This is a genomic window from Shewanella sp. DAU305, assembly GCF_026802235.1.
GTDB classification, from domain to species: Bacteria; Pseudomonadota; Gammaproteobacteria; order Enterobacterales; family Shewanellaceae; genus Shewanella; species Shewanella baltica.
Genome location: NZ_CP113808.1, coordinates 2,461,673 through 2,484,185, shown reverse-complemented (window position 1 = coordinate 2,484,185; position 22,513 = coordinate 2,461,673). Strand labels below are relative to the sequence as shown.

Annotated in this window: 16 protein-coding genes and 7 tRNA genes; 7 read left to right on the top strand and 16 right to left on the bottom strand. The window is 45.3% G+C overall.

All coding sequences use genetic code 11. From position 1 onward, the window contains the following. Positions 1-57 precede the first annotated feature (57 nt). Positions 58-609, top strand: a complete 552-nt coding sequence (locus tag OX890_RS10610; protein WP_006082061.1) for a glycine cleavage system protein R — start codon at positions 58-60, stop codon at positions 607-609. A 3-nt stretch (positions 610-612) separates the two neighbouring features. Then, positions 613-1,080, top strand: a complete 468-nt coding sequence (bcp, locus tag OX890_RS10605) for a thioredoxin-dependent thiol peroxidase (protein WP_006086208.1) — start codon at positions 613-615, stop codon at positions 1,078-1,080. Positions 1,081-1,325: 245 nt separating this feature from the next. Here bcp and OX890_RS10600 read toward each other — a convergent pair whose 3' ends face one another. Further along, the gene (locus tag OX890_RS10600; RefSeq protein ID WP_006082063.1) at positions 1,326-1,943 is read right to left on the bottom strand and encodes a LysE/ArgO family amino acid transporter; all 618 of its coding nucleotides are present in this window, start codon (positions 1,941-1,943) and stop codon (positions 1,326-1,328) included. Between the two features lie 125 nt (positions 1,944-2,068). Here OX890_RS10600 and OX890_RS10595 point away from each other — a divergent pair, with 125 nt between their 5' ends. Then, positions 2,069-3,004 (top strand): LysR family transcriptional regulator ArgP, encoded by a 936-nt coding sequence (locus tag OX890_RS10595; protein WP_107404355.1) that lies wholly within the window; start codon positions 2,069-2,071, stop codon positions 3,002-3,004. A 231-nt stretch (positions 3,005-3,235) separates the two neighbouring features. Here OX890_RS10595 and htpX read toward each other — a convergent pair whose 3' ends face one another. Then, positions 3,236-4,099, bottom strand: a complete 864-nt coding sequence (gene htpX / locus OX890_RS10590) for a protease HtpX (RefSeq protein WP_012089480.1) — start codon at positions 4,097-4,099, stop codon at positions 3,236-3,238. 286 nt (positions 4,100-4,385) lie between these two features. Here htpX and pepE point away from each other — a divergent pair, with 286 nt between their 5' ends. Then, positions 4,386-5,099 carry a dipeptidase PepE gene (gene pepE / locus OX890_RS10585; RefSeq protein WP_268650580.1) on the top strand — a complete coding sequence of 238 codons (714 nt, stop codon included), beginning with the start codon at positions 4,386-4,388 and terminating at the stop codon, positions 5,097-5,099. 532 nt (positions 5,100-5,631) lie between these two features. Further along, complete coding sequence (locus OX890_RS10580) at positions 5,632-7,221, top strand: glucan biosynthesis protein G (protein WP_268650578.1); 1,590 nt, start codon at positions 5,632-5,634, stop codon at positions 7,219-7,221. Between the two features lie 566 nt (positions 7,222-7,787). Here OX890_RS10580 and OX890_RS10575 read toward each other — a convergent pair. From OX890_RS10575 to OX890_RS10525, 11 genes are all read right to left on the bottom strand, one after another. Continuing rightward, positions 7,788-7,874 (bottom strand) — tRNA-Leu (locus OX890_RS10575). A gap of 140 nt (positions 7,875-8,014) precedes the next feature. Then, positions 8,015-8,101, bottom strand: a tRNA-Leu gene (locus OX890_RS10570). Positions 8,102-8,150: 49 nt separating this feature from the next. Beyond that, a tRNA-Cys gene (locus OX890_RS10565) sits at positions 8,151-8,224 on the bottom strand. Between the two features lie 44 nt (positions 8,225-8,268). Beyond that, positions 8,269-8,344 (bottom strand) — tRNA-Gly (locus OX890_RS10560). Between the two features lie 220 nt (positions 8,345-8,564). Then, positions 8,565-9,113, bottom strand: coding sequence for a CDP-diacylglycerol--glycerol-3-phosphate 3-phosphatidyltransferase (pgsA, locus tag OX890_RS10555; protein WP_006082068.1), 549 nt, complete (start codon positions 9,111-9,113; stop codon positions 8,565-8,567). Between the two features lie 47 nt (positions 9,114-9,160). Continuing rightward, a complete protein-coding gene (gene uvrC, locus OX890_RS10550; RefSeq protein WP_268650608.1) occupies positions 9,161-10,990 on the bottom strand; it encodes an excinuclease ABC subunit UvrC in 1,830 nt (609 codons plus the stop codon). 103 nt (positions 10,991-11,093) lie between these two features. Beyond that, complete coding sequence (gene uvrY / locus OX890_RS10545) at positions 11,094-11,738, bottom strand: UvrY/SirA/GacA family response regulator transcription factor (RefSeq protein ID WP_006082070.1); 645 nt, start codon at positions 11,736-11,738, stop codon at positions 11,094-11,096. Between the two features lie 419 nt (positions 11,739-12,157). Beyond that, positions 12,158-12,248: transfer RNA gene (locus OX890_RS10540), tRNA-Ser, on the bottom strand. Between the two features lie 558 nt (positions 12,249-12,806). Then, positions 12,807-12,897, bottom strand: a tRNA-Ser gene (locus OX890_RS10535). A 180-nt stretch (positions 12,898-13,077) separates the two neighbouring features. Then, positions 13,078-15,075, bottom strand: a complete 1,998-nt coding sequence (locus OX890_RS10530) for a methyl-accepting chemotaxis protein (protein ID WP_126491738.1) — start codon at positions 15,073-15,075, stop codon at positions 13,078-13,080. Between the two features lie 533 nt (positions 15,076-15,608). Then, positions 15,609-15,699 (bottom strand) — tRNA-Ser (locus OX890_RS10525). Positions 15,700-15,920: 221 nt separating this feature from the next. Here OX890_RS10525 and OX890_RS10520 point away from each other — a divergent pair. Both OX890_RS10520 and fabA read left to right on the top strand, forming a co-directional pair. Then, positions 15,921-17,654 (top strand): AAA family ATPase, encoded by a 1,734-nt coding sequence (locus OX890_RS10520; protein WP_126491737.1) that lies wholly within the window; start codon positions 15,921-15,923, stop codon positions 17,652-17,654. Between the two features lie 74 nt (positions 17,655-17,728). Further along, on the top strand, positions 17,729-18,244 hold the full coding sequence (gene fabA, locus OX890_RS10515) for a bifunctional 3-hydroxydecanoyl-ACP dehydratase/trans-2-decenoyl-ACP isomerase (RefSeq protein WP_006082073.1): 516 nt from the start codon (positions 17,729-17,731) through the stop codon (positions 18,242-18,244). A 123-nt stretch (positions 18,245-18,367) separates the two neighbouring features. On the opposite strand, the gene rmf is transcribed toward fabA, so the two are convergent. From rmf to OX890_RS10500, 3 genes are all read right to left on the bottom strand, one after another. Further along, complete coding sequence (gene rmf, locus OX890_RS10510; protein WP_006082074.1) at positions 18,368-18,544, bottom strand: ribosome modulation factor; 177 nt, start codon at positions 18,542-18,544, stop codon at positions 18,368-18,370. Between the two features lie 187 nt (positions 18,545-18,731). Then, positions 18,732-20,558 carry a DUF3466 family protein gene (locus tag OX890_RS10505; protein WP_268650576.1) on the bottom strand — a complete coding sequence of 609 codons (1,827 nt, stop codon included), beginning with the start codon at positions 20,556-20,558 and terminating at the stop codon, positions 18,732-18,734. 28 nt (positions 20,559-20,586) lie between these two features. Then, complete coding sequence (locus tag OX890_RS10500; RefSeq protein ID WP_006082076.1) at positions 20,587-22,512, bottom strand: ABC transporter ATP-binding protein; 1,926 nt, start codon at positions 22,510-22,512, stop codon at positions 20,587-20,589. Between the last annotated feature and the right edge of the window lies 1 nt (position 22,513).

The window sequence follows — 22,513 nt, the reverse complement described above, 5'->3', positions numbered from 1 at the left end:
AACTCAGCTTCAACCCTGAGTTTTCGCTCTATGATATCGAAAAAGTGAGGAAAATTCATGACCAATTTCCTGGTCGTAACAGCGATGGGTCTCGACCGTCCTGGACTCGTAAGTAAACTAGCTCGTCTTGCCAGTGACTGTGACTGCGATATCGTCGACAGCCGTATGGCATTATTTGGTAACGAATTTACCCTTATCATGATGTTGTCAGGCTCGTGGGCATCAATAACGAAAATTGAAAGCATGCTCCCCAGTCTCTGTGTCGAGTTAGAACTGATGACAGTGATGAAACGTACCTCTAAACACACACCACAAAATTACCTTTCTCGCCTTGAAGTTCGCTTCACGGGTAAAGACCAGCGCGGCACGATAAAACGCATTACCCAGTTCCTTGCCGACAGGTCATTAGATCTGGCTGCAGTGCGCTCTTTCTCCGAAGAATTACCTGACAGTGAGCAGACGCAAAACGTGTCGCTGACCATTAATATTCCTGAAAAAGTTGAACTAGAAAAGCTCGAACAGAGTATCTATCAACTCGCCCAAGATATGACCTTAGATTGCACTATTCGTCGTATGGAAGGCACAGCCATTTTAGAGGACAGAGGATAATAGATGAATACCTTAACGGCTGGGGCAAAAGCGCCTCAATTTACCCTGCAGGATCAACATGGCACGTCAGTTTCACTGGCCGACAGCCTCAAGCAAGGTCCTGTTTTAGTGTACTTTTACCCTAAAGCAGCGACTCCGGGTTGTACAGTGCAAGCCTGCGGCCTACGTGACAGCAAAGCCGCGCTCGATAGCCATAATGTGACGGTATTTGGCATCAGCCCAGATCCTGTGGCTAAGCTGGCCAAATTTGCTGAAAAACAAGCGCTCAACTTTACCTTATTGAGCGATGAAGACCACAGTGTCGCCGATGCTTTTGGGGTCTGGGGTGAGAAAAAATTCATGGGTAAAACCTATGATGGCATCCACAGATTAAGCTTCCTTATCAATACCGATGGCACTATTGCCCACGTGTTCGATAAGTTTAAAACCAAAGATCACCATGAAGTCGTACTCGCGCAAATCGCGGGTTAATGGCTGATATGACGACGAATAAGACACGTCAAGCTGCTGCTTTAATCGGCAGCAAAGTGTAAACGTCGTCAGTTGATGTCGGTAGACTGAATAAATAATCGGCAATCGATAACGAAAAGGTCCTGAAATCAGGACCTTTTTCATGAAAAGTTTTCACTTTCATATCACAAAATACTGTCTAACCGAGCAAAAATTCCGCAAATGCATTCAGCCATGCCCACATGTCATGGCATCTCAGCGCCGATTTATCCTGCTACATAGGGCCAAATAATCGCGGCGGCAATACTCCACATGGTTAGCCATATAAAACGGTCAAGGTAACGCCATGCCGCTGGGCGAGTAAAAATAGGCGCCAGCAAACGCGCACCAAAACTTAAGCCGAAGAACCAAATAAACGATGCCAACACGGCGCCTGCGCCAAACCAAGGTCGATGTAAATCATCAAATTGAGTGCTGATACTGCCGAGTAAAACCACAGTGTCGAGGTACAAATGCGGATTAAGCAGACTGATCCCAAGCGTGGTCAACACGGCCTTTTTGAAGGTATCGGCATTATCAGCCTGCTCCATCTCAATGCCCTTGGCCACAAACGATGCCTTAAGCGCATTTGCACCGTACCAAAGCAGAAACGCGGCGCCACCGAAACTCGCCACATGCTTAATCGTCGGGAAAGATTCAATAATGTGCCCCAGCCCCGCCACACCCGCAGTGATCATCAGCGCATCAATCATAGAGCAGAGCAAGGCAATCGGTAACGTGTACGAGCGCTTAATGCCTTGCTTGAGCACAAAGGCATTTTGCGCGCCCACAGCAATAATCAAACTGCCACCAATTCCCATACCTTGTATAAATGCCGCTTGCATAACCACCTCTCATGTTCGAAGAAGGCGCTAGCATAGTCAAAACAACAAAATTAATATAACTAATGTTTTTTATGTATCATAAGTAAAATTAATAACCATCAAACACAGATCGATTAAGGATGATTATGCTGGAATACGCCAATCTCAAAGCCCTCGCCGTTGTCGTCTCGGAAGGCGGTTTCGATCGCGCCGCCAAAGTGCTGCACATCACCCAGTCGGCGGTATCACAACGCATTCGGCAGCTTGAGGAAAAAGTCGGTCAGTCATTACTTATTCGCTCCAATCCCGTGGTCGCCACCCCCACAGGCAAACGCCTGCTGCGCCACTATTCACAGGTGCAATTACTTGAGAGTGAATTAAGAGCCGAGATGGACGCCGACGATCCCAACCATCCAACCACTGTGCGCATCGCTGTGAATGCCGACAGTTTAGCCACTTGGTTTTTACCGGCGCTGGCAGGCATGTTTAGTCGCCACGCTTGGTTATTGGAATTGATTGTCGATGACGAGTCTTACACCCATCATCTATTGAAAAACGGTGAAGCGGTCGGCTGCGTCACCACAACCGAAGTGCCGATGGCGGGTTGTAGCAGTGAGTTTTTAGGCACCATGGAATACCTGTGTGTCGCCACGCCCGAATTTGCCGCGCGCTATTTTGGTGAGCCGAGCGACACTCAGTCACTTAGCAACACTCAGCTGTTTAACGGCATTAGCCAAGCTCAGTTAGCGAAGGCGCCAGCAGTGGTGTTCTCCACCAAAGATAAGCTGCACGAGAAGTTTCTCGCCCAATATTTCAATATGACGCCAGGGCAATGGTGGCAACATACAATCCCCTCTTCAGAAAGTTTTTTAGAAGCGATTAACTTAAGCTTAGGTTATGGACTCGTCGGTCATCTGCAAGCTAAGCCATTAATCGATCGAGGGATACTGATTGAGCTCACGCCAGAGCGGCGCATGCGCGTGCCACTGTTTTGGCAGCATTGGAATATCAAGGCGAAGCAAACGACACTGGTCTATCGCGCCCTTGCAGCAACCGCGCAACACAATTTACTGCAGGTATGATTTGTTGCAGCAATAATGAACGCACAACCCGCATGAATCTTCAGCGATTTACCCGCGATGGTGTTTAACGCGGAGTGATGATTCTCATAGCGGCGCCTTTTTGCTTCATCAAATGTGAGTTAAATGGCAGGCATAAAAAAATCGGGCTCAAACCAAAGTTTGAGCCCGATATTGAGAGTCATAGATCTAATCTCAAGTGAGGCTTAAAACTTAAACCTAACTCTCTCTTTATTAGCTTGCTCTTAACGCTGCAATACGTTTTTCTAATGGAGGATGACTCATCATCATTTCCGCCATTGAACGTTTGCCGTTAATACCAAAGGCAGACATTTGTGCAGGCATTGCCGTGCTTTCTGGACCTTGGCGTAAACGCTCAAGCGCAGCAATCATCTTGCCTTTACCCGCTAAACGGGCCGCGCCTTCATCGGCTTTGTACTCACGAATACGTGAGAAGTAAGCGACGATGATTGAAGCCAAGATACCGAATAGCATATCCAACACGAAAACCACGGCCATGTAAGCAAACATGCCTAAACCTTCGCCTTCTTCATCATTGCTCGACACAAAGTTGTTGATAATGCCTGCAACTACACGGGCCGCGAAGATAACGAAGGTGTTAACCACACCTTGGATCAGTGTCAAGGTCACCATGTCACCGTTAGCAACGTGGCTCACTTCGTGGGCCAATACTCCTTCGATTTCATCTTGGCTCATGCCATATAACAGACCCGTACTCACAGCCACTAATGAATTGTCTTTGCTTGGGCCTGTAGCGAACGCGTTCATGTCGGATGATTGATAAATCGCCACTTCTGGCATTTTAATCCCCGCTTGCTTAGCTTGACGGGCAACCGTCTCTACTAACCAACGTTCGGTACTGTCACGTGGGGTGGTGATCACTTCACAACCCATGGTCTTTTTCGCCATCCATTTTGAAATGGCTAAGCTGATAAAGGCCCCACCGAATCCAAAAATGGCAGCGAACACCAGCAGTCCACCCATAGTAGACGTGTTCACGCCTAGAATAGACATTACAATTGAGGCTACTAGCAACACAGCTAGGTTAGTCGCAATCAATAAAAATATACGCTTCATTTCAGCTCCTTTAGGGCAAGAATGTGCCATTTAACTTTGTTCAAAGACATAATATGTCCAAATCATCGAAATTCAAGTGGTAAAAGAAAAGAGTTTTTAAATTAGGTTATCTTTCTCGTATAAAGGCACTGTCTTTCATGGTTCGAGAGTCTAGGGTCACTATATTAATCGAAACTTAAATCTAGCGGCTATCGGCGCTACAGCGCAATTCTGCTTTATTTCTCTATGTTTATCGGGATTAATCTTTGTTAACATGCCTGCACACTCCGAGATTTCAGGATACAAAATGACAATCAATGCCCTACTACTGAGCAGCTCTCGTGTCGGTGATACACCTTATCTTGCCCACGCGATCCCCTTTATTAAACCGCTTACCACCAACGCACAAAAATGGATTTTTATCCCCTATGCTGGCGTCAGCATGAGTTATGACACTTATTTAGCGTCTGTAGTGACAGGATTAAGTGAGCTTGAACTCGATATCAGTGGCATTCATCAGCATCCCGATCCTCAGCAAGCGATAAAAGATGCCGATGGGATTTTAATCGGCGGCGGCAACACTTTTCATTTGTTGCACCAACTATATCGCTATGATCTGGTTACGCTGATTGGTGAACAAGTCGCCCTTGGCAAACCCTATATCGGCTGGAGTGCGGGTTCTAACGTATCGGGACTGAGCATTCGCACCACGAACGATATGCCCATCATCGAGCCGCCGTCGTTCAATGCATTAAACTTAGTGCCGTTCCAGCTAAATCCGCATTATTCCAATTACCAAGCACCGGGCCACAATGGTGAAACCCGTGCCCAGCGGTTATTAGAGTTCACTAAAGTCGACCCATTAACCCCAGTGGTCGGCATCGTTGAAGGCTCAGCCCTGTGGCGTCAGGGAGACAAACTCTCACTCTTAGGTGGCCAACCAGCATATTTGTTCTGCGGAGAACAGCAAGAAATCCCTATCCCTGTGGGCAGCGATCTGTCGCACTTACTCAAGGCCTAACTTACTCAACAAGCTAGCAACCGCATAGCGCATCTAAATAGGCTCACAGGAAAAACGGTGAGCCTCAGTTATTACTTCCTATAGCTTGAGCTCTAATACGCTTATCTGTTTTCTGAATATCCTGGCGTTTACGGCGCTACGTCTATGTTGCAACGCCACTCAATTGAATCAGTGCTAAATTAACTTAGCCAAGTGCGTCTTTATTACTACTGAGCTATTTATTACCACTGAGCGATTACTACGTGTTACTACCGCTGACTATTACTACCGCCGAGCACATTAGCCATTGCAGTTATTGATAACTAAACAACACAGCAAAGTATTCAGAGCAGCACCTAAATAGCACTAATCATAATTTATGTTACAAATATCCAGCTACACAGGTAAAATTACCGCTCACCTCAGCGAGTCAGATCCCACAACAGAGGATTTTGTAGCAGACAAGTTATTAATATTTAGGGATTAGATAGACTGAAGCATATATTGTGCCTATGAATCAGCGTCATTTTAGTAAGGAGTTTCCATTTTGCGAATGAATCATACGATGAATTACCCTACCGGTTATCCGGCATTACTCAAAAAACTACCTTTTTTCATCTTGACCGCCATCGTCTACGTCGTCGGCATGAATAACGTCAATGCCGCAGCGGCAGAGACAACCGCAGCACCTGCGCCTGTCCCAGAAAAAAAATCTAAAAATTTTACCCACGATACTGTAGTCGAACTCGCGCAACAACTGTCGCAAAAACCATTTAAAGAAGCCAAGAAAGCGCCTCAAGAACTGATCGATCTTGATTTTGCCACCTATGGCAAAATCAATTATCAAGAAAATGCCGCGATTTGGGGCGGTACACCCACTAAATTTTCGGTACAGCTTTTTGCTCCGGGTTTTCTCTATAAAAACCTCGTCGACATCGATGTGGTCGAAAACAGCAAAGCGATACCGATTGAACTCACTGAGGCCTCTTTCGATGTACCCAGTGACGCCATCGAAAAACTCATCACCCAATTGGGTCAATATGCTGGCGTGCGTTTGCATTACCCCATCAATGACGATGAAGTAAAAGATGAATTCATCATGTTTCAAGGCGCAAGCTATTTTCGCGTGCTGTCTAAAGGGCAAACCTATGGCCTGTCGAATCGCGGTTTAGCGATAGATGTCGCCCAACCTAAAGGCGAAGAATACCCATTGTTTAAGCGTTTTTGGGTTGAACGACCATCCAAATACCAAACGGCAATTGTGGTACATGCCCTGCTCGACAGCCAAAGTGTCACGGGTGCCTATCGTTTTGGTATTTACCCTGGCGCACCATCACGTGTCGAAGTGGATGTAACCCTGTTCCCACGCAAAGATATTCAACATGTTGGCCTTGCGCCGCTGACCTCTATGTTCCTGTTTGGTGGATTAGATAACTCGGATAAACCCGATTACCGCCCTGAAGTACACAACTCAGACGGCTTGCAAATCGATCGCGGTAATGGCGAGCGTCTATGGCGCCCCTTAAACAATCCAAACAAACTGCAAGTCAGCGCCTTTGCCGATGAAGATATTAAAGGTTTTGGTCTGATCCAGCGCCATCGTAAGTTTGAAGACTATCAAGATCTGAGTGCAAACTATCAACTTCGCCCTTCAGCGTGGATTGAGCCACTCAATGATTGGGGCAAGGGTCAGCTGGTGTTGATTGAAATCCCATCGAGTGCAGAAACCAACGACAACATAGTCACTTATTGGGAGCCACAAGGCGGCCTGAAGAAAGATCAACCCTATAAATATTCCTATCGTATGACGGCATCAAACGACAGCCCTTCAATCGCGTCTAAGGCACGAGTGGTCCGCAGTTCGAAGGGGCAAGTGCTCAGCAAGGGTAAAGAGTTACTCGTCGACTTCAGTAATATCAAGTCACAAGATATTGATAAGATTAGTATCGATGCCAGCATCAACAAAGGCAAAATCCTGTCTACTCGGATTGTTGCCCACCCTGACATCAATGGTGCACGGGTATTTGTCAGCTTCGAACCAGAAAGTACCAATGTAGCCGAGCTGAGATTACAGTTGAAGAAAGACGACAAACCCCTCGCAGCGACTTGGTTATACCGCTGGAATAGCGACGATTGGCAATAGAGCTTAATTAGTTCCCTTGCTTAGCGAGCATAAACCGACCCTATAGCGTTAATAAAAAGGTAGGGTTAATAAAAGCGTCAGTCTTTACTGGCGCTTTTTTATGCCTAGGATTTTATCGATAGATGTTATTGATAGATTTTTATTGATAGGTTTTCTATTCCTAGGTTTATCTCAAGCATAAATAGGTTAAACCAAGGCAAAAAACTCACGACCTGCGTTTCAGCCGAAATAATCTCACGCCTTATCGCTCTGACTTCTCTGCACAAAGAGTTACATCAACATAGCTACTGGCTTGCTTCAAGCTGATGCTATCAGCTTGAAACGTACCGCTGTTACGTGATGCAATGGTTTTCAGCACTCCGACCCATGACTAGCCCGCAGCAAGAAGTCCTGCTAACTAAAGCAAGCGAGATTAGTTCAACACATTGAGATAATCTCTTATATCGGAAACGGCACACCAAGCGTGTCAGTCAAGTTTGGCCTTAAACCTCTCGCGAACAATACTGACTAAATGTGGGAATCCAGATGCAAAAAAGCCTCAACTTTCGTTGAGGCTTTTTCTTTTTTGGTACCCGAGGCCAGACTTGAACTGGCACGCTGTTACCAGCGAGGGATTTTAAATCCCTTGTGTCTACCGATTCCACCACTCGGGCAAACTCTGAATATCAATGACGGGAATCATGTCATAAATATTATTAACTCTATGTATCTAACGCTTAATACAACAATAAAATCTTTAATAAAAACCTATTGAAGCTTAGGATTTTATTTATACCATTATCATCAAAAATAATGGTACCCGAGGCCAGACTTGAACTGGCACGCTGTTACCAGCGAGGGATTTTAAATCCCTTGTGTCTACCGATTCCACCACTCGGGCAAACTCTTTATATTAAGGACGGGAATCTTGTCATTAATACGTTAATCTATGGAGGCGCGACCCGGAGTCGAACCGAGATCGACGGATTTGCAATCCGCAGCATAGCCATTCTGCCATCGCGCCATAGTTGCTAACTCGGATTAACCAGAATCAGACTTCAAGAATATTGGAGCGACATATCGGGTTCGAACCGATGACCTATACCTTGGCAAGGTATCGCTCTACCAACTGAGCTAATGTCGCATTTTGTTTTACTATTTACTCAAGTAAACAAGGTATCGTATTTCACCTTATAAACTGAGCTAATATCACATTTCAATATTCAGTAGCGTTAAGATTTTGTTTTCACATCGTCTCTTGTCTACGGGGTGGCATTTTACCGATTTACCACCCAGTGTCAACCGCTGTTTTATCGATAACTTACTGCTTGCACACTAAATAATCTCTTTGATTTTTTATTGCACTATTCAGCAGTCAGATCTTTCCAAGCGGCTAAAATGTAACTCATCATTGACCAAAAAGTTAATACTGCGGCGATATATAACAGCACAAACGCGGCATTGGTCATTAAAGGATTGTATTGCCAAATCAGGCCAATAATCGCCACCATTTGCGCGGCAGTCTTATATTTACCAATCCAAGACACGGCGACAGTACCACGTTTACCAATTTCAGCCATCCATTCTCTCAACGCTGAAATGACAATCTCGCGGCCTATCATAAACAGTGCTGGCATCGTTAGCCAGATATTGGCGTATTGATCGACTAACAGCACTAAGGCTGTGATCACCATCAACTTGTCAGCGACTGGATCGAGGAAAGCACCAAAACGGGTTAATTGCTTCAATTTACGGGCAGCATAACCATCTAATGCATCCGTTAACGCCGCGAGCCAAAAGGTAAAGGCGGCAACAAAAGGGGTCCAGTCGTAGGGTAAATAAAACAGCACCACAAAGATGGGCAGTAAAAAAAGCCTGAAAAGAGTTAATGCTATAGGTAAGTTAAACGGCATGATCAAACCAGTTAGTCAAAAGCAGCGCCAATCTTGCCTTAATTTTATCACCCTCGCAATGCATCATGAATGGTTTGTGCCATTTCTATGCTGATCCCTGGTACTTTGACTAATTCCGCCACACTTGCCCCTTTCACTTCTTGCAACCCACCTAAATGCTGTAACAAAGCTTTACGGCGTTTAGGGCCAATTCCTGGAATAGATTCCAATGTGGAAGTATTGCGGGTTTTCTGGCGACGATTACGATGGCCAGCTATCGCGAATCGATGGGACTCATCGCGAATATGTTGAATAAGGTGCAACGCGGGCGAATCACCTTCGAGGGAAAAGCTGGTTTCTGTATCCCCTAAAATCAAGGTTTCGAGCCCAGGTTTACGGCCCTCACCTTTCGCCACTCCAATGAGCTGCGGTGCTTTATCTAAATGGACAAACTTTTCATCCACTATCTTCTGGGCGATACGCAATTGCCCGAGTCCACCATCGATAAACAGAATGTCAGGGATTTTACCGCCCGTCTCAATCTTATCGAAACGGCGACTTACCGCCTGCTTCATCGCCGCGTAATCATCGCCCGGTGTAATACCCTCGATATTATAGCGACGATATTCACCTTTATGCGGCCCTTCCCGATTGAACACCACACAGGAGGCAACCGTGCTCTCCCCCATGGTATGACTGATATCAAAACATTCCATCCGTTGAATAGGCGTACTCAATTCTAGGATTTCTTCGAGTAACACAAATCGCTGTTCGACCGTATTTTTATGGGACAAACGCGTAACTACGGCATTCGTCGCATTGGTCACCGCTAACCGCAAGAAGCTTGCCCTGTCGGCGCGCACATTAGTCTTAATCGAAAACTTTTTATCTAGCGCCTCAGAAACCGCCGCTTCAAGTTCATGTAATTCTTCAAAGTTGTGGCTAATCACCACTTCCTTTGGGATCGTGCGTTGAATATCCGCATTTAAATAAAACTGCAGGATGAAAGAGCGCAGCACTTCGTCCATATCGGTTTGGGCGGGCACGGAAGGATAATAGCTGCGACTACCAAAGATTTTACCCTCGCGGATAAACAGCAAATGGAAACAGGCGATGCCCGACGAATAATGCACACCGATGACATCCATATCGCCTTTATTATTCGATACTTCCTGTTGTTCGGCTACTTTACGCAGCGCCATGATCTGATCGCGAAATCGTGCAGCTTGCTCATAGGCTTGTCGTTCGGCCGCAAGCTCCATTTTGTCAACCAAGGCGCTGATCACTTGCTGATCTTTGCCCTTTAAAAACAGGCTGGCGAGTTTCACTTGCTCGTCGTAATCGGCGTTGCTGACTTTACCCACACAGGGCGCGCTGCAACGGGAAAGTTGATATTGCAAACAGGGGCGTGAGCGAGACTTGTAGTAAAGGTCGTCACATTGACGAATTGGAAACAGCTTCTGCATTAAATGCAGGCTTTCACGCACGGCGCCGCCGTTAGGATAAGGGCCAAAATAGTGGCCTTTTTCCCGCTGCGGACCACGATGATAAGCAAGCCTTGGGTGTTCGTGCTGGCTTAACAGTATGTAAGGATAAGATTTGTCATCACGCAATAACACATTGTATTTGGGCATGTATTGCTTGATGTAATCATTCTCAAGCAACAGAGCATCGGTTTCGCTGTGGGTCAGCGTCACATCAATATGGTGTATATGCGAGACTAAGGCTTGGGTCTTAACATTAGCGAGGTTTTTACGAAAATACGAGGTAAGCCGTTTTTTGAGATCTTTGGCTTTACCCACATAAATGACGTCATTCTTGACGTCATACATGCGATAAACCCCAGCGGAGGATGAAACCGTACGTAAAAAACTTTGGGCGTTAAATTCATTCGACATCATTTACACCCACAGTTTTGGAGACTTAACACAGACAACATAGCAACATTTAACCCACGAACTCACTCGACTCAAGCCATCGACCAACGAAATTCACTTACAATTAAAAATGGCCAGCATCCAACATCTTATAGCGAATAGCTAACCGCGTTAGCTCGACATCACCACTGATCCCAAGTTTGGCAAATAGGCGGTAACGGTAGCTGTTAACGGTTTTAGGGCTTAAGTTCAGCTGCTCAGAAATATCGTTTACCTTCTCGCCGTTGGTGATCATCAACATGATCTGTAACTCACGTTCAGACAAAGACTTAAACGGGTTTTCATCGGCGGGATTAAACTGACTCAGCGCCATCTGTTGGGCAATTTCAGGGGATAAATAACGCTGGCCGCGAGACACCTGACGTATTGCCTGCAATACTTCCGGCGGCGTCGCCCCTTTCGTCAAATAACCCGAAGCGCCAGCCTGCATGACCTTGCTCGGGAATGGATCTTCCGTGTGCACAGTCAACACAATAATTTTAGCATGGGGTTGATAACGTAGAATTTTTCGAGTGGCTTCCAGTCCGCCCATCCCAGGCATATTCATGTCCATTAAGATCACATCGGCTTCGTTTTGGCGAGCCCACTGCACCGCAGTCTCACCATCAGGGGCTTCGCCCACCACTTTGATCCCACGTTCATCTTCCAAGATGCGGCGGATCCCAGTTCTCACAAGCTCATGATCGTCAACCAAATATATCGAAATCAACTTAACCCACCTTTTACAATTTACAGCTCGATCCGCGCGTTAAACAAAGCAACACAGCAGACGGATAACGAGTTCATAAGGCTAATTTAGCCCAACAACCCCATTTCGCAAAGCATAAATTCAACATTGTTAACTAGATGATATTTAAAGAAAGGATTCCAGAATAGCATACTCATAAAAAGCGTTTAAAAACGAAGCAATAACCCAAGCATTATCAGCCTAAAACCCTTGTTGAATCGATAGTAAAGTATTTAGCAAACCGGTTGTTATTTCTTCAAGACAAGCAAAAAAGCCATCGATGCAGATGGCTTTTCCGTGAAATATGGCGGAGGAGTTGTGCCTCGAATCAGGAACCTAGGGTTCAAACTGCACAAATGCAAAAACGCCGCTAATAAATTAGCGGCGTTTTTGACTAAATATGGCGGAGGAGTAGGGATTTGAACCCTAGGTGGGCTATAAACCCACGCCGGTTTTCAAGACCGGTGCATTAAACCACTCTGCCACCCCTCCGAACGAGCGAGATAATAGCGATCTCTACTGCCACTGTAAACTTAAATTTATACTTAATCGTGTTAATTGACTATTTCATATTCACTTAGGTCAAAAGCAGTTAAACAGTAAAGGGCTTAATCAACTTGCCAACTGACTCGAATGGATAAACGACGACTCACATCAAGCTTTATATTTTGCTCAATCACACTGCCTTATAAATAAAGCTGCAGATTTAAGTTAATCAAAAACAAAGCACTCTCAGTACGGATAGTTACCTGCGACAAGTAAAATCCAGTCAGCACACGTCAAAAAGACATACTGATGAGTTCTAGAACAACTAACTTAAATACAAATAGGTAACTAATTTAGGGATCACTGAATAGCGTTAAAAATGAAGTGTTAAGACGAGAAGCCCAAGGTGACAACTGCATAAACAAAAAAGGCCATCATTGCTGATGACCTTTTCCGTGAAATATGGCGCAGGAGTTGTGCCTCGAATATGGAACTCAGGGTTCACACTGCAAAATGCTAAATGCAAAAAAGCCGCTAATGATTAGCGGCTTTTTTGACTAAATATGGCGGAGGAGTAGGGATTTGAACCCTAGGTGGGCTATAAACCCACGCCGGTTTTCAAGACCGGTGCATTAAACCACTCTGCCACCCCTCCGAACGAGCGAGATAATAGCTATCTCCTACTCCGCTGTAAACCCTTAATTTAAAAAAGCAATCTACATGGTCAATCTACATCCAATCCGCTTAAAAATATCGCGAAATTCAACCTATCTTGGAATCCCTTGTCGGTTGAAGCGCCACTTCAAGGTGACCCACAACCCGCCATTTATCAGGATTAAGCTCGATTGATGTTGATTAAACGGTCGGATAATTTTTGCATCTCAAGGCTTAACGCATCGAGCGCGGTCGCATCGAGAGAGTTATCTTCACTGATACTATTAATCCGCACCGCCAACTCATTGATCTCCTGAGTGACTTGGCTTTGTTGCTGAGCGGCTAAAGCAATTTGCTGAGCTCGCTGCGAAATATCATCGAAACTTTGTACAGTACTCGATAAAGAACTGGCCGCTCCCTCAGCCTCAGCAACTGCGTGGACAGTGCGGGACTCACCTGTTTGCATCGCTTGTACCGCAAGCCGCGAAGCCGATTGCAAAGCGTTAATCATGGTACTGATTTCATTGGCGGAATCTTGAGTTCGCCCTGCAAGAGTTCGTACTTCATCGGCAACAACCGCAAAACCACGACCCTGATCCCCCGCCCTTGCTGCTTCTATAGCCGCATTTAACGCTAATAGATTAGTTTGCTCAGAAATCGCCTTGATCACATCTAATACGGCGCCCACTTTCTGGCTATCTTGAGCCAACTGGGATATCACCTTGGTTGCATTGGCGATTTCCCCCGCTAATGCCTCAATGGAAGCATTGCTGGATGCCACTCGGGTTTGCCCTTCTCGCACCACAATTAAAGAAGATTGCGCTGTTGCAGCACAATCATTAGTGTTATTTGCCACTTCCATCGCGCTTGAAGACATTTGTGTTATCGCCGCGGCGAGTTGCGCACTCTCGAGCCGCTGTTGTTCAGCACGTTGGGCTAACCTATGGCTAAGACCACTTAATTGCGTTGCCTCAAACTGAACTTTCTTCGCCTCTTGGGTGATCAAATCTAACATTGCCCTCAGTGTACCCGCATAGGTATTTACTGCTCGACGCAAAGCGCCAATTTCATCATCCCGCTGAATTTGCAGTTCGACATTGGCACCCAAATTACCACTCCCAAGGGAAGCAATTTGATCTGTGGTTTCCTCAAGTTGCGCCAACAGTTTTTTACCCGACAACCAAGCCAAATAAAGTAAAATGGCGAGCAAGGGCAATAAAAACAACAAAATATCAAAGGTCAGCTCACGGGCAAGCCCTGTGACTCGGGTCTTTGGCGTCACGAGACCAATCACCCACCCGGTATCAGGCATCACAAACAGGCTTACCTCGCTCGCCTGATTGAGTCTTCCATCCTTATCTAAACTCACAGAAATAACATTATTGATTGAGGTTTGTTTAAGCGCAGCTTCAACGGGGGCAAGCCAAGGTAACTGCCCGACGAGATCGGTAAAGCGCAGCATAGTGTCGGACTTATTCGCTTCAGGAAAATGTAAGATATTACCCGCTTGATCTAAAGCAAAAGCATAGCCGTCAGTCACATTGCCATGTTCTGTTAGAAATTTTGCTAAATCATCAAGTTTTAAATCTATTGTTGCGACCCCGGCAAATGTCCCCGTCAGACGATATGGCACACTGCATGTCACCATAGCCACTTTCGTAACGGTATCCTGATAGGCTTCAGACCATAAACACTGGGATACAGAACTGGTGCGTGCCCCTGTATACCAAGGATCATTGTGATACCTGGGGCCAGATTGCGCATTATAGTCATCTGAATAAGCTAGTAAATTATCGCTACCACGGGCCCAGAAAAAACTATGGCGGGTGCTTCCAGCGACAAATTTATCCGGCTCAGGCCAGATCCCGCCGCCAGCGATAGTGAGATCGCCATTGTTATCAATTAGATTGGGTAAGGAATTAAGGTAAAGAGCTTGCTCGTGGGGCAGCACTTCAGCGAGGTGTGCAAGACTTAAGGTAATGCCCTCAATGCTTGCAAGCTTGAGCGCGAGTTGCCTCACGATACTGCTACCGGTTTGCTCGATTAACTCTTGACTCGCCGCCACTACTCGAGGTTGCCCCCTAAGTGACATCACACCAAAAACGGCAAGTCCGGTCAGTAAAAGCAGCACTATGCTGCCCATAGTGAGCCGCTGCGAAATACGTGTTGGTAACAACATAGCTTTCTCTACTTAAAATAAGTCACCCAGATGGGAGAATTGCTCGGCCGTATGATCCAAGACAATCGAGAATCATACGTCGCACCATCCTAGTGCAAATTTTAAAGACCATAAAAACCATAAACTTGGCCACTGAGATGAGTGTAGACCATAAACAAGAAGAGCGGACATAAAAGACCCTCTCTGCTTCACAGAAGTAGAACTTAGAATGAGGAACCTTGGTTCAAATTATATAAACAAGAAAGCCATTATGACTGATGGCTTTTATCGTGAATATCGCGGATGAGCTGCACCTCAAATCAAGAACCCAAGGGTTCAAACTGCATAAATGCAAAAAGCCGCTGATTGCTTAGCGGCCGTTTGACTAAATATGACGGAGGAGCTGAGCTTAGAATGAGTAACCTTGGTTCAAATTATACAAACAAAAAAGACCATCATTGCTGATGGCCTTTCTCGTAAAATCAGGAACCCAAGGGTTCAAACTGTATAAATGCAAAATGCCGCTAATTGCTTAGCGGAATTTTGACTAAATATGGCGGAGGAGCAGGGATTTGAACCCTGGGTGGGCTATAAACCCACGCCGGTTTTCAAGACCGGTGCATTAAACCACTCTGCCACCCCTCCGAACGCCGAAAATAATATAAGCATACCGCTAGCTTGTAAACCTCAATTTTTAATTATTGAGCCAAATGCTCAACTTATGTTCACCACGATGTTTTTTACGGCAAATACATCGCTAGTTTCAACGAATAATCGGGCAAACAGACGTAAAAACACCTATACAGTGAGAGACTTGTCGTCTTGGTATGGTAAAATCACTGTAACTTTTCACGGTAAATGCTTATATGAATTCACTCTTGATACCCACGTCTTCACTCGCACCTGAATTTAGCCTGCCAACCCTTTCCGAAACGGCTGCCAATCTAAGCGCATTGCTCTTAGGGCAAGAGCGCACTGTGGACGCGTTTAAACTCCACCAAGCTATTGTCGATCAACACTTGTATCTGGCCGATTTCCCGAGCATTGACCGCCAGTTAATGATCCAAGCCTGTATCGATAGCCTTGCACCTTTGTCCCCTGCGTATTTAGTGGCGACACGTCCGATTGATAAGGTGGTAACATTTCAGTGGCAGTCCGATAAGCCGCAGGAAAATCAAGGAAGTATTGCCGAAAAAACAACTCACTATCGCTACCTCAGTGGCAATATTCGCCGCGCAGATTTAATTGGCCGTATGGCGCAAACAGGGACAACGAGTCAGTATCAAGCTGGTGCCCTAGCCCAATGCCATTATGTGTTTATTTGCGCCGAGTCGCTGTGGAAACGTGAAGGTTTATGGGATTTAGTGATGCAAATCCTCACCCATAAAGAGTATCAAATTAGCAATAACTTAAGTCCTATTCCATTGAACTGTAAGATAGTCCTGGTTGGTGCTGGGATGATTTATAGCCAAGTCAGAACTGAAGATTGGCAATTTCAACGTCACTTTACCCTATTAGCGGAGCTTGCCAGTGAAATCGACTTGGTCCGTTATAAAGAGTCACAATACGTCGCATGGCTGCAAGCAGTTGCCCAAAGTGTGGATGTCACCCTTGAACAATCCAGTTTAGCGCCACTCTTTCGCTATAGTGCACGGTTAACCGAACATCAGCGTCGCCTCAGTTTATCTATGCTCGAGTTCGCCCAACTCATGATGCAAGCTAAAGCCTATCGTGGTAAACCGAGCATCAATGCAAGCAGTATTGAGCACGCGTTAACCCAAGCCAACTATCGTCATAACAGTTCGGAAGAATATTCGGGCCAAAGCTTCGATGACAATTTCATAAATCTGCCAACTTCGGGTGCTATGGTTGGCCAGATCAATGGCTTAACTGTGATTGATGCTATCGATTATAGCTATGGTGAACCAGCGCGTATCACGGCATCTGTTCACTACGGTGATGGTGAAGTAGCCGATATTGAAAGAAAATCTGAACTTGGCGGGAATATACATGCCAAAGGCATGATGATCCTTTCAGCCTGCTTGTACCGTATCTTTGGACGAGATGCGCCATTACACCTGAATGCCAATATCGTTTTCGAACAGTCCTATCAAGAAATTGATGGCGATAGTGCATCACTAGCAGAGTACTGCTGTTTGATGTCAGCGATTGCCGAACAACCCATTATTCAATCACTGGCGATTACCGGCGCATTGGATCAATTTGGTAATGTGCAAGCGATTGGCGGCATCAACGAGAAGATTGAAGGCTTTTTTAATCTGTGTGAACGCCGCGGACTTACGGGAGAACAAGGCGTTATTATGCCGAAGTCAAACGTATTACAACTTAATCTCAATCCCAAAGTGATTACAGCTGTAGGCAAAGGCCTGTTTCACATCTATGCCATTGAACATATGGACCAAGCGGTTGAGCTATTAATGCAAATGCCAGCGGGTGTTGCCGATGAAGATAATGATTTCCCGCATGATTCATTATATGGTCTCGTGCAGGAACGATTAGACAAGCTCGCGGGAAATGGGGAGGAGGAAATCGGCCTAATCACGAGATTACTCGCAAAATTGGGATTTTTTCGCCGCTAATTAGCTGATCGGAGTTGTTTAGCTTACACGTGTTCGCTAACCTTGGCGGCTCTTATTGCTGGAGTAGTAAAACAATGAATAAAGCAAACAGTTTCAATAAAGAAGAACTCATCGCCTGTGGCCATGGGAAATTATTTGGTCCAAACTCACCTCGTCTGCCTGTCGATAACATGCTGATGATGGATAGAATCGTCACTATCAATGATAATGGCGGCGAGTTTGGCAAAGGTGAAATTGTCGCTGAACTCGATATTAATCCAGACTTATGGTTTTTTGACTGCCACTTCATTACCGATCCCGTAATGCCAGGCTGTTTAGGCCTAGATGCCATGTGGCAACTCGTGGGCTTCTATTTAGGCTGGGAAGGCGCTGAAGGTAAAGGACGTGCACTGGGTGTAGGTGAAGTGAAGTTTACCGGCCAAGTATTACCAGGCGCGAAGAAAGTCACTTACAAACTCAATATCAAGCGTACCATTCACCGTAAACTGGTGATGGGTATTGCAGATGCAATCCTTGAGGTGGATGGCCGTCAAATCTACAGTGCAACCGATCTTAAAGTCGGTGTCTTTAGCGATACCTCTACATTCTAATCAGTCTGACGCCAAGATACTGAAGCTATAAGTACTGCAGATATAAAAATGCCCTCATCTGAGGGCAATATGCTGCATTACTTTGCTTGTTCTGGACTATTTAATTAATGAGTTAAAACTCAATTATTTATTAAATAGCCCATTAACTCGGCCATCCACACCTTCACGCCAACCGCCTAACCACTGCGATCGCGAATCAAGATTTGCATAAGGACAGAGCTCCTTAGAGCGCCCACCCACACCAGCTTGGAATCCTTTTGAAAAAGCTCTGTCTAAACGATCTCGTTTTTGTCTTTTCATGCAAGCGTCCTCTGTTCTACATAAAATAGAAGCAAAAGCTTCACCCATAGAAATAGTGCTTTTTGACGCCAAGATCAATCAAAAAATCGGCTATTATACTGACTATTTATTAAACTATTGAGATCCTAGCGAAAAAAAATCGAGGCATTTAGCCTCGATTTTTTTAGTCTGAATTCAAGCTTAAAACTTAGCGAATTCGACGACGGAACCACACTAATGGTAAAGCAAATAACCAAGCTAAGGTTGCAGCACCAGAACGCTCAAAATTACCCGTATCAGTATTATCCTCAACGGTGCAAGCCTCACCACTGCTAGCAGGTTTAAGCACGACCATACGCGGGATATAGGCAGTCACTGGATCGCCACTGCCACTCAACTCAAATAAAGGTAAACCATTTTCACCAATCACTATGTTGCCATCTTTATCAAATTGATAAGAAGGTTTACGGATAAACGCCGTCCCTACAATAGTGCCATCTTCATTAATACTCGAACCTTCAACCACTAAAATATCGGCGTTATATTGAAGGATTTTACCCGAGCCATCTTGAACTTCGACTTGATGACGTGCCCAGCTACCATCACTGGCTTTTTCATAACCCTTAGACTCACAGGTCAACAACTTATTAAGATTGTTAAACTCACCGGTTGATTTCTCATATAGGAAACCCGCTTTAGGACGTGGCTTCTCTTTATCGTATGTTGTCTCAATATAACCAACAACTTGACCTTTATTGTTAATATCTTTTGGCTTACTCGAAAGATCCGTTGTCGTTGAAGCAAAATCATTCGGGGTCACATAGGCAACTTCCGGGGTATTGGTATCAAAGACGAAAAATTTATCACGTAAGTAACCTTGGATATAGCTGCGATAGCTACCAACAAGAATCCCACTGTCGTTAATATCATAGGCGATAGAGCTTGAAATCGAATCACCCATAGGGATCCAGTGGTATTGGTATTTACCTTCAGTATCTTTAGACCAATAAGCTGCATCTTGACGCAGCTTATCAGTGTTGTTATTACGATAAACATGCGAACGACCAACAACGACACCATTGTTATTCAAGCCAAGTGCTTGAGCGGTAAAGGTCAAGGTATTGTCAGTCGCAGGCGTTAATCCTAAAGGCAACTCTGTTCCTGTAGCCGTATCATTATCGATTTGCCATACATAGGCACGAGTTTGATACTGAATATTACGTGTACCTGTACTATTTGGGTATTGCTCACGTTGCACACAAATATCCAACGGCAAGGTATTATCCGTACCTAAACAATAATTAACTCTATCACTACCATATTTACTGATAGCTGTGCTGGCATAACCTGCAGCTAAGTTATTGTTATTAATGGAGGTTGCAGCAGACCATCCGCCCAACTCAACCGTTTTATCATCTTTAACATATTGCGTATAAGGAGGGGGGAGCGGGATCTCTGTGTCACCGGACTTGGCCACACCGCGATATTCATAGTCGCGGTAATACCAATAATCATCAGCGACATCAGTAGTTGCTGTATTCTCTGTTTTCTTTTCAGGCGCAGTCATGCTACCCACTTTGATACCTGCATCGTTAATACCGTAATAAAAGGTATCAACAGAGTTAATCACAGCAGTATCACTTGGGGGTGTAGTACCATTAATGCTGTCGAATGTCGGTAACCAGGCTCCCGCGGCACCATTTTGCGCGGCAACAAAGGCAAAGTTATTGGCAATGATGGCTTTTTCTATCGAATACGTAATGGTTTCTTCCGGTGCGATACCATCAGCAACATCAATGACGCCACCTTCGACATCTGAACTGCTGAGCTTTTTCTTACCTTTTGAAATACCGACTAACTCATCATTGGCATTCACACCTAAGGCATAACCACTACGAGTACCTTCAAGCGTACCTTGCAGATCATAACTATCGATATTAACGATTTCATAGACAGGTGCAGCATGGGCACTGTTTAATACACCAAGGACACCTAAGGCAACCAAGGAAAGGGCTTTATCCAACTGTAACTTCATTAATTCTATTCCCATTTTTATTATTGGTTTACTTCAGTGACTCAAGCTCTTCCCATCGCTCGAAGCAAACTTCCAATTGCTTTTCTTTATCCGCCAACTGGCTCAATACCTGATTGACTTTATCCTGCGCCTGACTATAAAAGTCTGAATGTCCAATGGTGGTCTGCAATGCAAGAATATCGGCCTCTAATTGCTCCATCACAGTGGGTAACGACTCTAACTCACGCTGTAACTTATACGACAGTTTTTTTACCGCTTTCGCAGGTTCCGCAGCCTTAACTTCAACGGCTTTCGTTTCAACCGCTGGAGCTTCGACCGCCTTTTGCGAACTAGGTTCCTCAGAATAAAACTTTGCCCCCTGATTCACTGCGTCTTGATAACCACCAACATACTCGCTCCAATGGCCATTACCCGCATACCACCAACTACTTGTGACGGTATTATCGATAAATGCCCTATCATGGCTCACCAACAAAAGTGTGCCTTGATATTCGGTTAGCAGCGACTCTAACAATTCTAGGGTCTCAATATCAAGATCGTTGGTCGGTTCGTCGAGTATGATTAAGTTTGCTGGGCGAATTAATAGCTTGGCCAGTAACAGACGATTCTTCTCACCACCCGACAGCGCTTTCACTGGTGTTCTGGCGCGCATAGGCGAGAACAAAAAGTCTTGCAAATAACTTAATATGTGGCGGTCTTGGCCATTAATCGTGATGGTCTTTTTACCTTCGCCGACGTTATCTTCAACCGTTTGCTCAGGATCTAAGGCTTCACGATATTGGTCGAAATAAGCAATTTCGAGCTTAGTGCCGACTTTAATTTCGCCCGATTGCGGTTGTAGCTTTTCGATTAATAGTTTGATCAAGGTCGATTTACCACAGCCGTTCGGGCCAATCAGCGCAATGCGGTCACCGCGGATCACTGTGGTATTAAAGTTCTTAACCAAATTTTTATCGGGCAGATTGAAGTTAAGATCTTGAACATCAAATACTAACTTACCAGAACGTTCAGTATCCGATACCGCCATCTTAGCGTTGCCTTGACGATTCAAACGCTCACTGCGCTCATCACGCAGCGCTTTAAGTGCACGCACACGACCTTCGTTACGGGTACGTCTGGCTTTAACACCTTGACGGATCCACACTTCTTCATCGGCGAGACGCTTGTCAAACAAGGCATTTTTCTCAGCTTCAACCCGTAACCATTCTTGCTTACCATCAAGATACATTTGATAGTTGCCCGGCCATGAGGTCACAACACCACGGTCTAAATCGACAATCCGCGTCGCCATACGGGCAATAAAGCCCCTATCGTGACTGATAAAGACGATAGCACCTTGATAATCAAGTAAAAACTTTTCAAGCCATTCAATCGTGTCTATGTCTAAATGGTTGGTAGGCTCATCGAGTAACAACAGATCTGGCTCGCTGACCAGTGCTCTGGCTAACGCCACTTTACGCTGCCAACCACCGGATAACTCGCTCAACGATTTGTCAGGGTCGAGGCCTAACAACTCGCAGTTTTGTTGAATGCGAGAATCGAGCTGCCAACCATTATAGTGATCTAAGGTTTCTTGCAGGCCTTGCATCTCATTTAACATACGATCCATTTGCTCTGGATCGGCATGGGCGACATCGTGGGACAGTTGATGATAACGCTCAAGCGCCTCACCCACTTCCTTTAATCCTGCCGCGATATACGCGTATACCGTTCCTTGCTCAGCTTTTGGCGGATCTTGCTGTAAACGACTAACACTCACATTACCGGCAATATTGAACTCGCCTTCATCCAGCAGCACATCGCCGGATAACACTTTTAATAAACTCGACTTGCCGGCACCATTACGGCCAACAATACAAACGCGCTCGCCGCGTTGAATAGTAAAATCCGCTTTTTGTAACAACGGAGTGTAACCATAGGCTAAAGAGCCACTATTGATACGAACCAGACTCAAA

Coding starts and splice junctions, on each gene's coding strand:
- bcp (WP_006086208.1), top strand. CDS start 613: ATGAATACCTTAACGGCTGGGGCAAAAGCGCCTCAATTTACCCTGCAG.
- pgsA (WP_006082068.1), bottom strand. CDS start 9,113: ATGCCGTTTAACTTACCTATAGCATTAACTCTTTTCAGGCTTTTTTTA.
- OX890_RS10530 (WP_126491738.1), bottom strand. CDS start 15,075: ATGTTGTTACCAACACGTATTTCGCAGCGGCTCACTATGGGCAGCATA.
- OX890_RS10520 (WP_126491737.1), top strand. CDS start 15,921: ATGAATTCACTCTTGATACCCACGTCTTCACTCGCACCTGAATTTAGC.
- fabA (WP_006082073.1), top strand. CDS start 17,729: ATGAATAAAGCAAACAGTTTCAATAAAGAAGAACTCATCGCCTGTGGC.
- htpX (WP_012089480.1), bottom strand. CDS start 4,099: ATGAAGCGTATATTTTTATTGATTGCGACTAACCTAGCTGTGTTGCTA.
- uvrC (WP_268650608.1), bottom strand. CDS start 10,990: ATGTCGAATGAATTTAACGCCCAAAGTTTTTTACGTACGGTTTCATCC.
- OX890_RS10610 (WP_006082061.1), top strand. CDS start 58: ATGACCAATTTCCTGGTCGTAACAGCGATGGGTCTCGACCGTCCTGGA.
- OX890_RS10580 (WP_268650578.1), top strand. CDS start 5,632: ATGAATCATACGATGAATTACCCTACCGGTTATCCGGCATTACTCAAA.
- OX890_RS10595 (WP_107404355.1), top strand. CDS start 2,069: ATGCTGGAATACGCCAATCTCAAAGCCCTCGCCGTTGTCGTCTCGGAA.
- pepE (WP_268650580.1), top strand. CDS start 4,386: ATGACAATCAATGCCCTACTACTGAGCAGCTCTCGTGTCGGTGATACA.
- rmf (WP_006082074.1), bottom strand. CDS start 18,544: ATGAAAAGACAAAAACGAGATCGTTTAGACAGAGCTTTTTCAAAAGGA.
- OX890_RS10505 (WP_268650576.1), bottom strand. CDS start 20,558: ATGAAGTTACAGTTGGATAAAGCCCTTTCCTTGGTTGCCTTAGGTGTC.
- OX890_RS10600 (WP_006082063.1), bottom strand. CDS start 1,943: ATGCAAGCGGCATTTATACAAGGTATGGGAATTGGTGGCAGTTTGATT.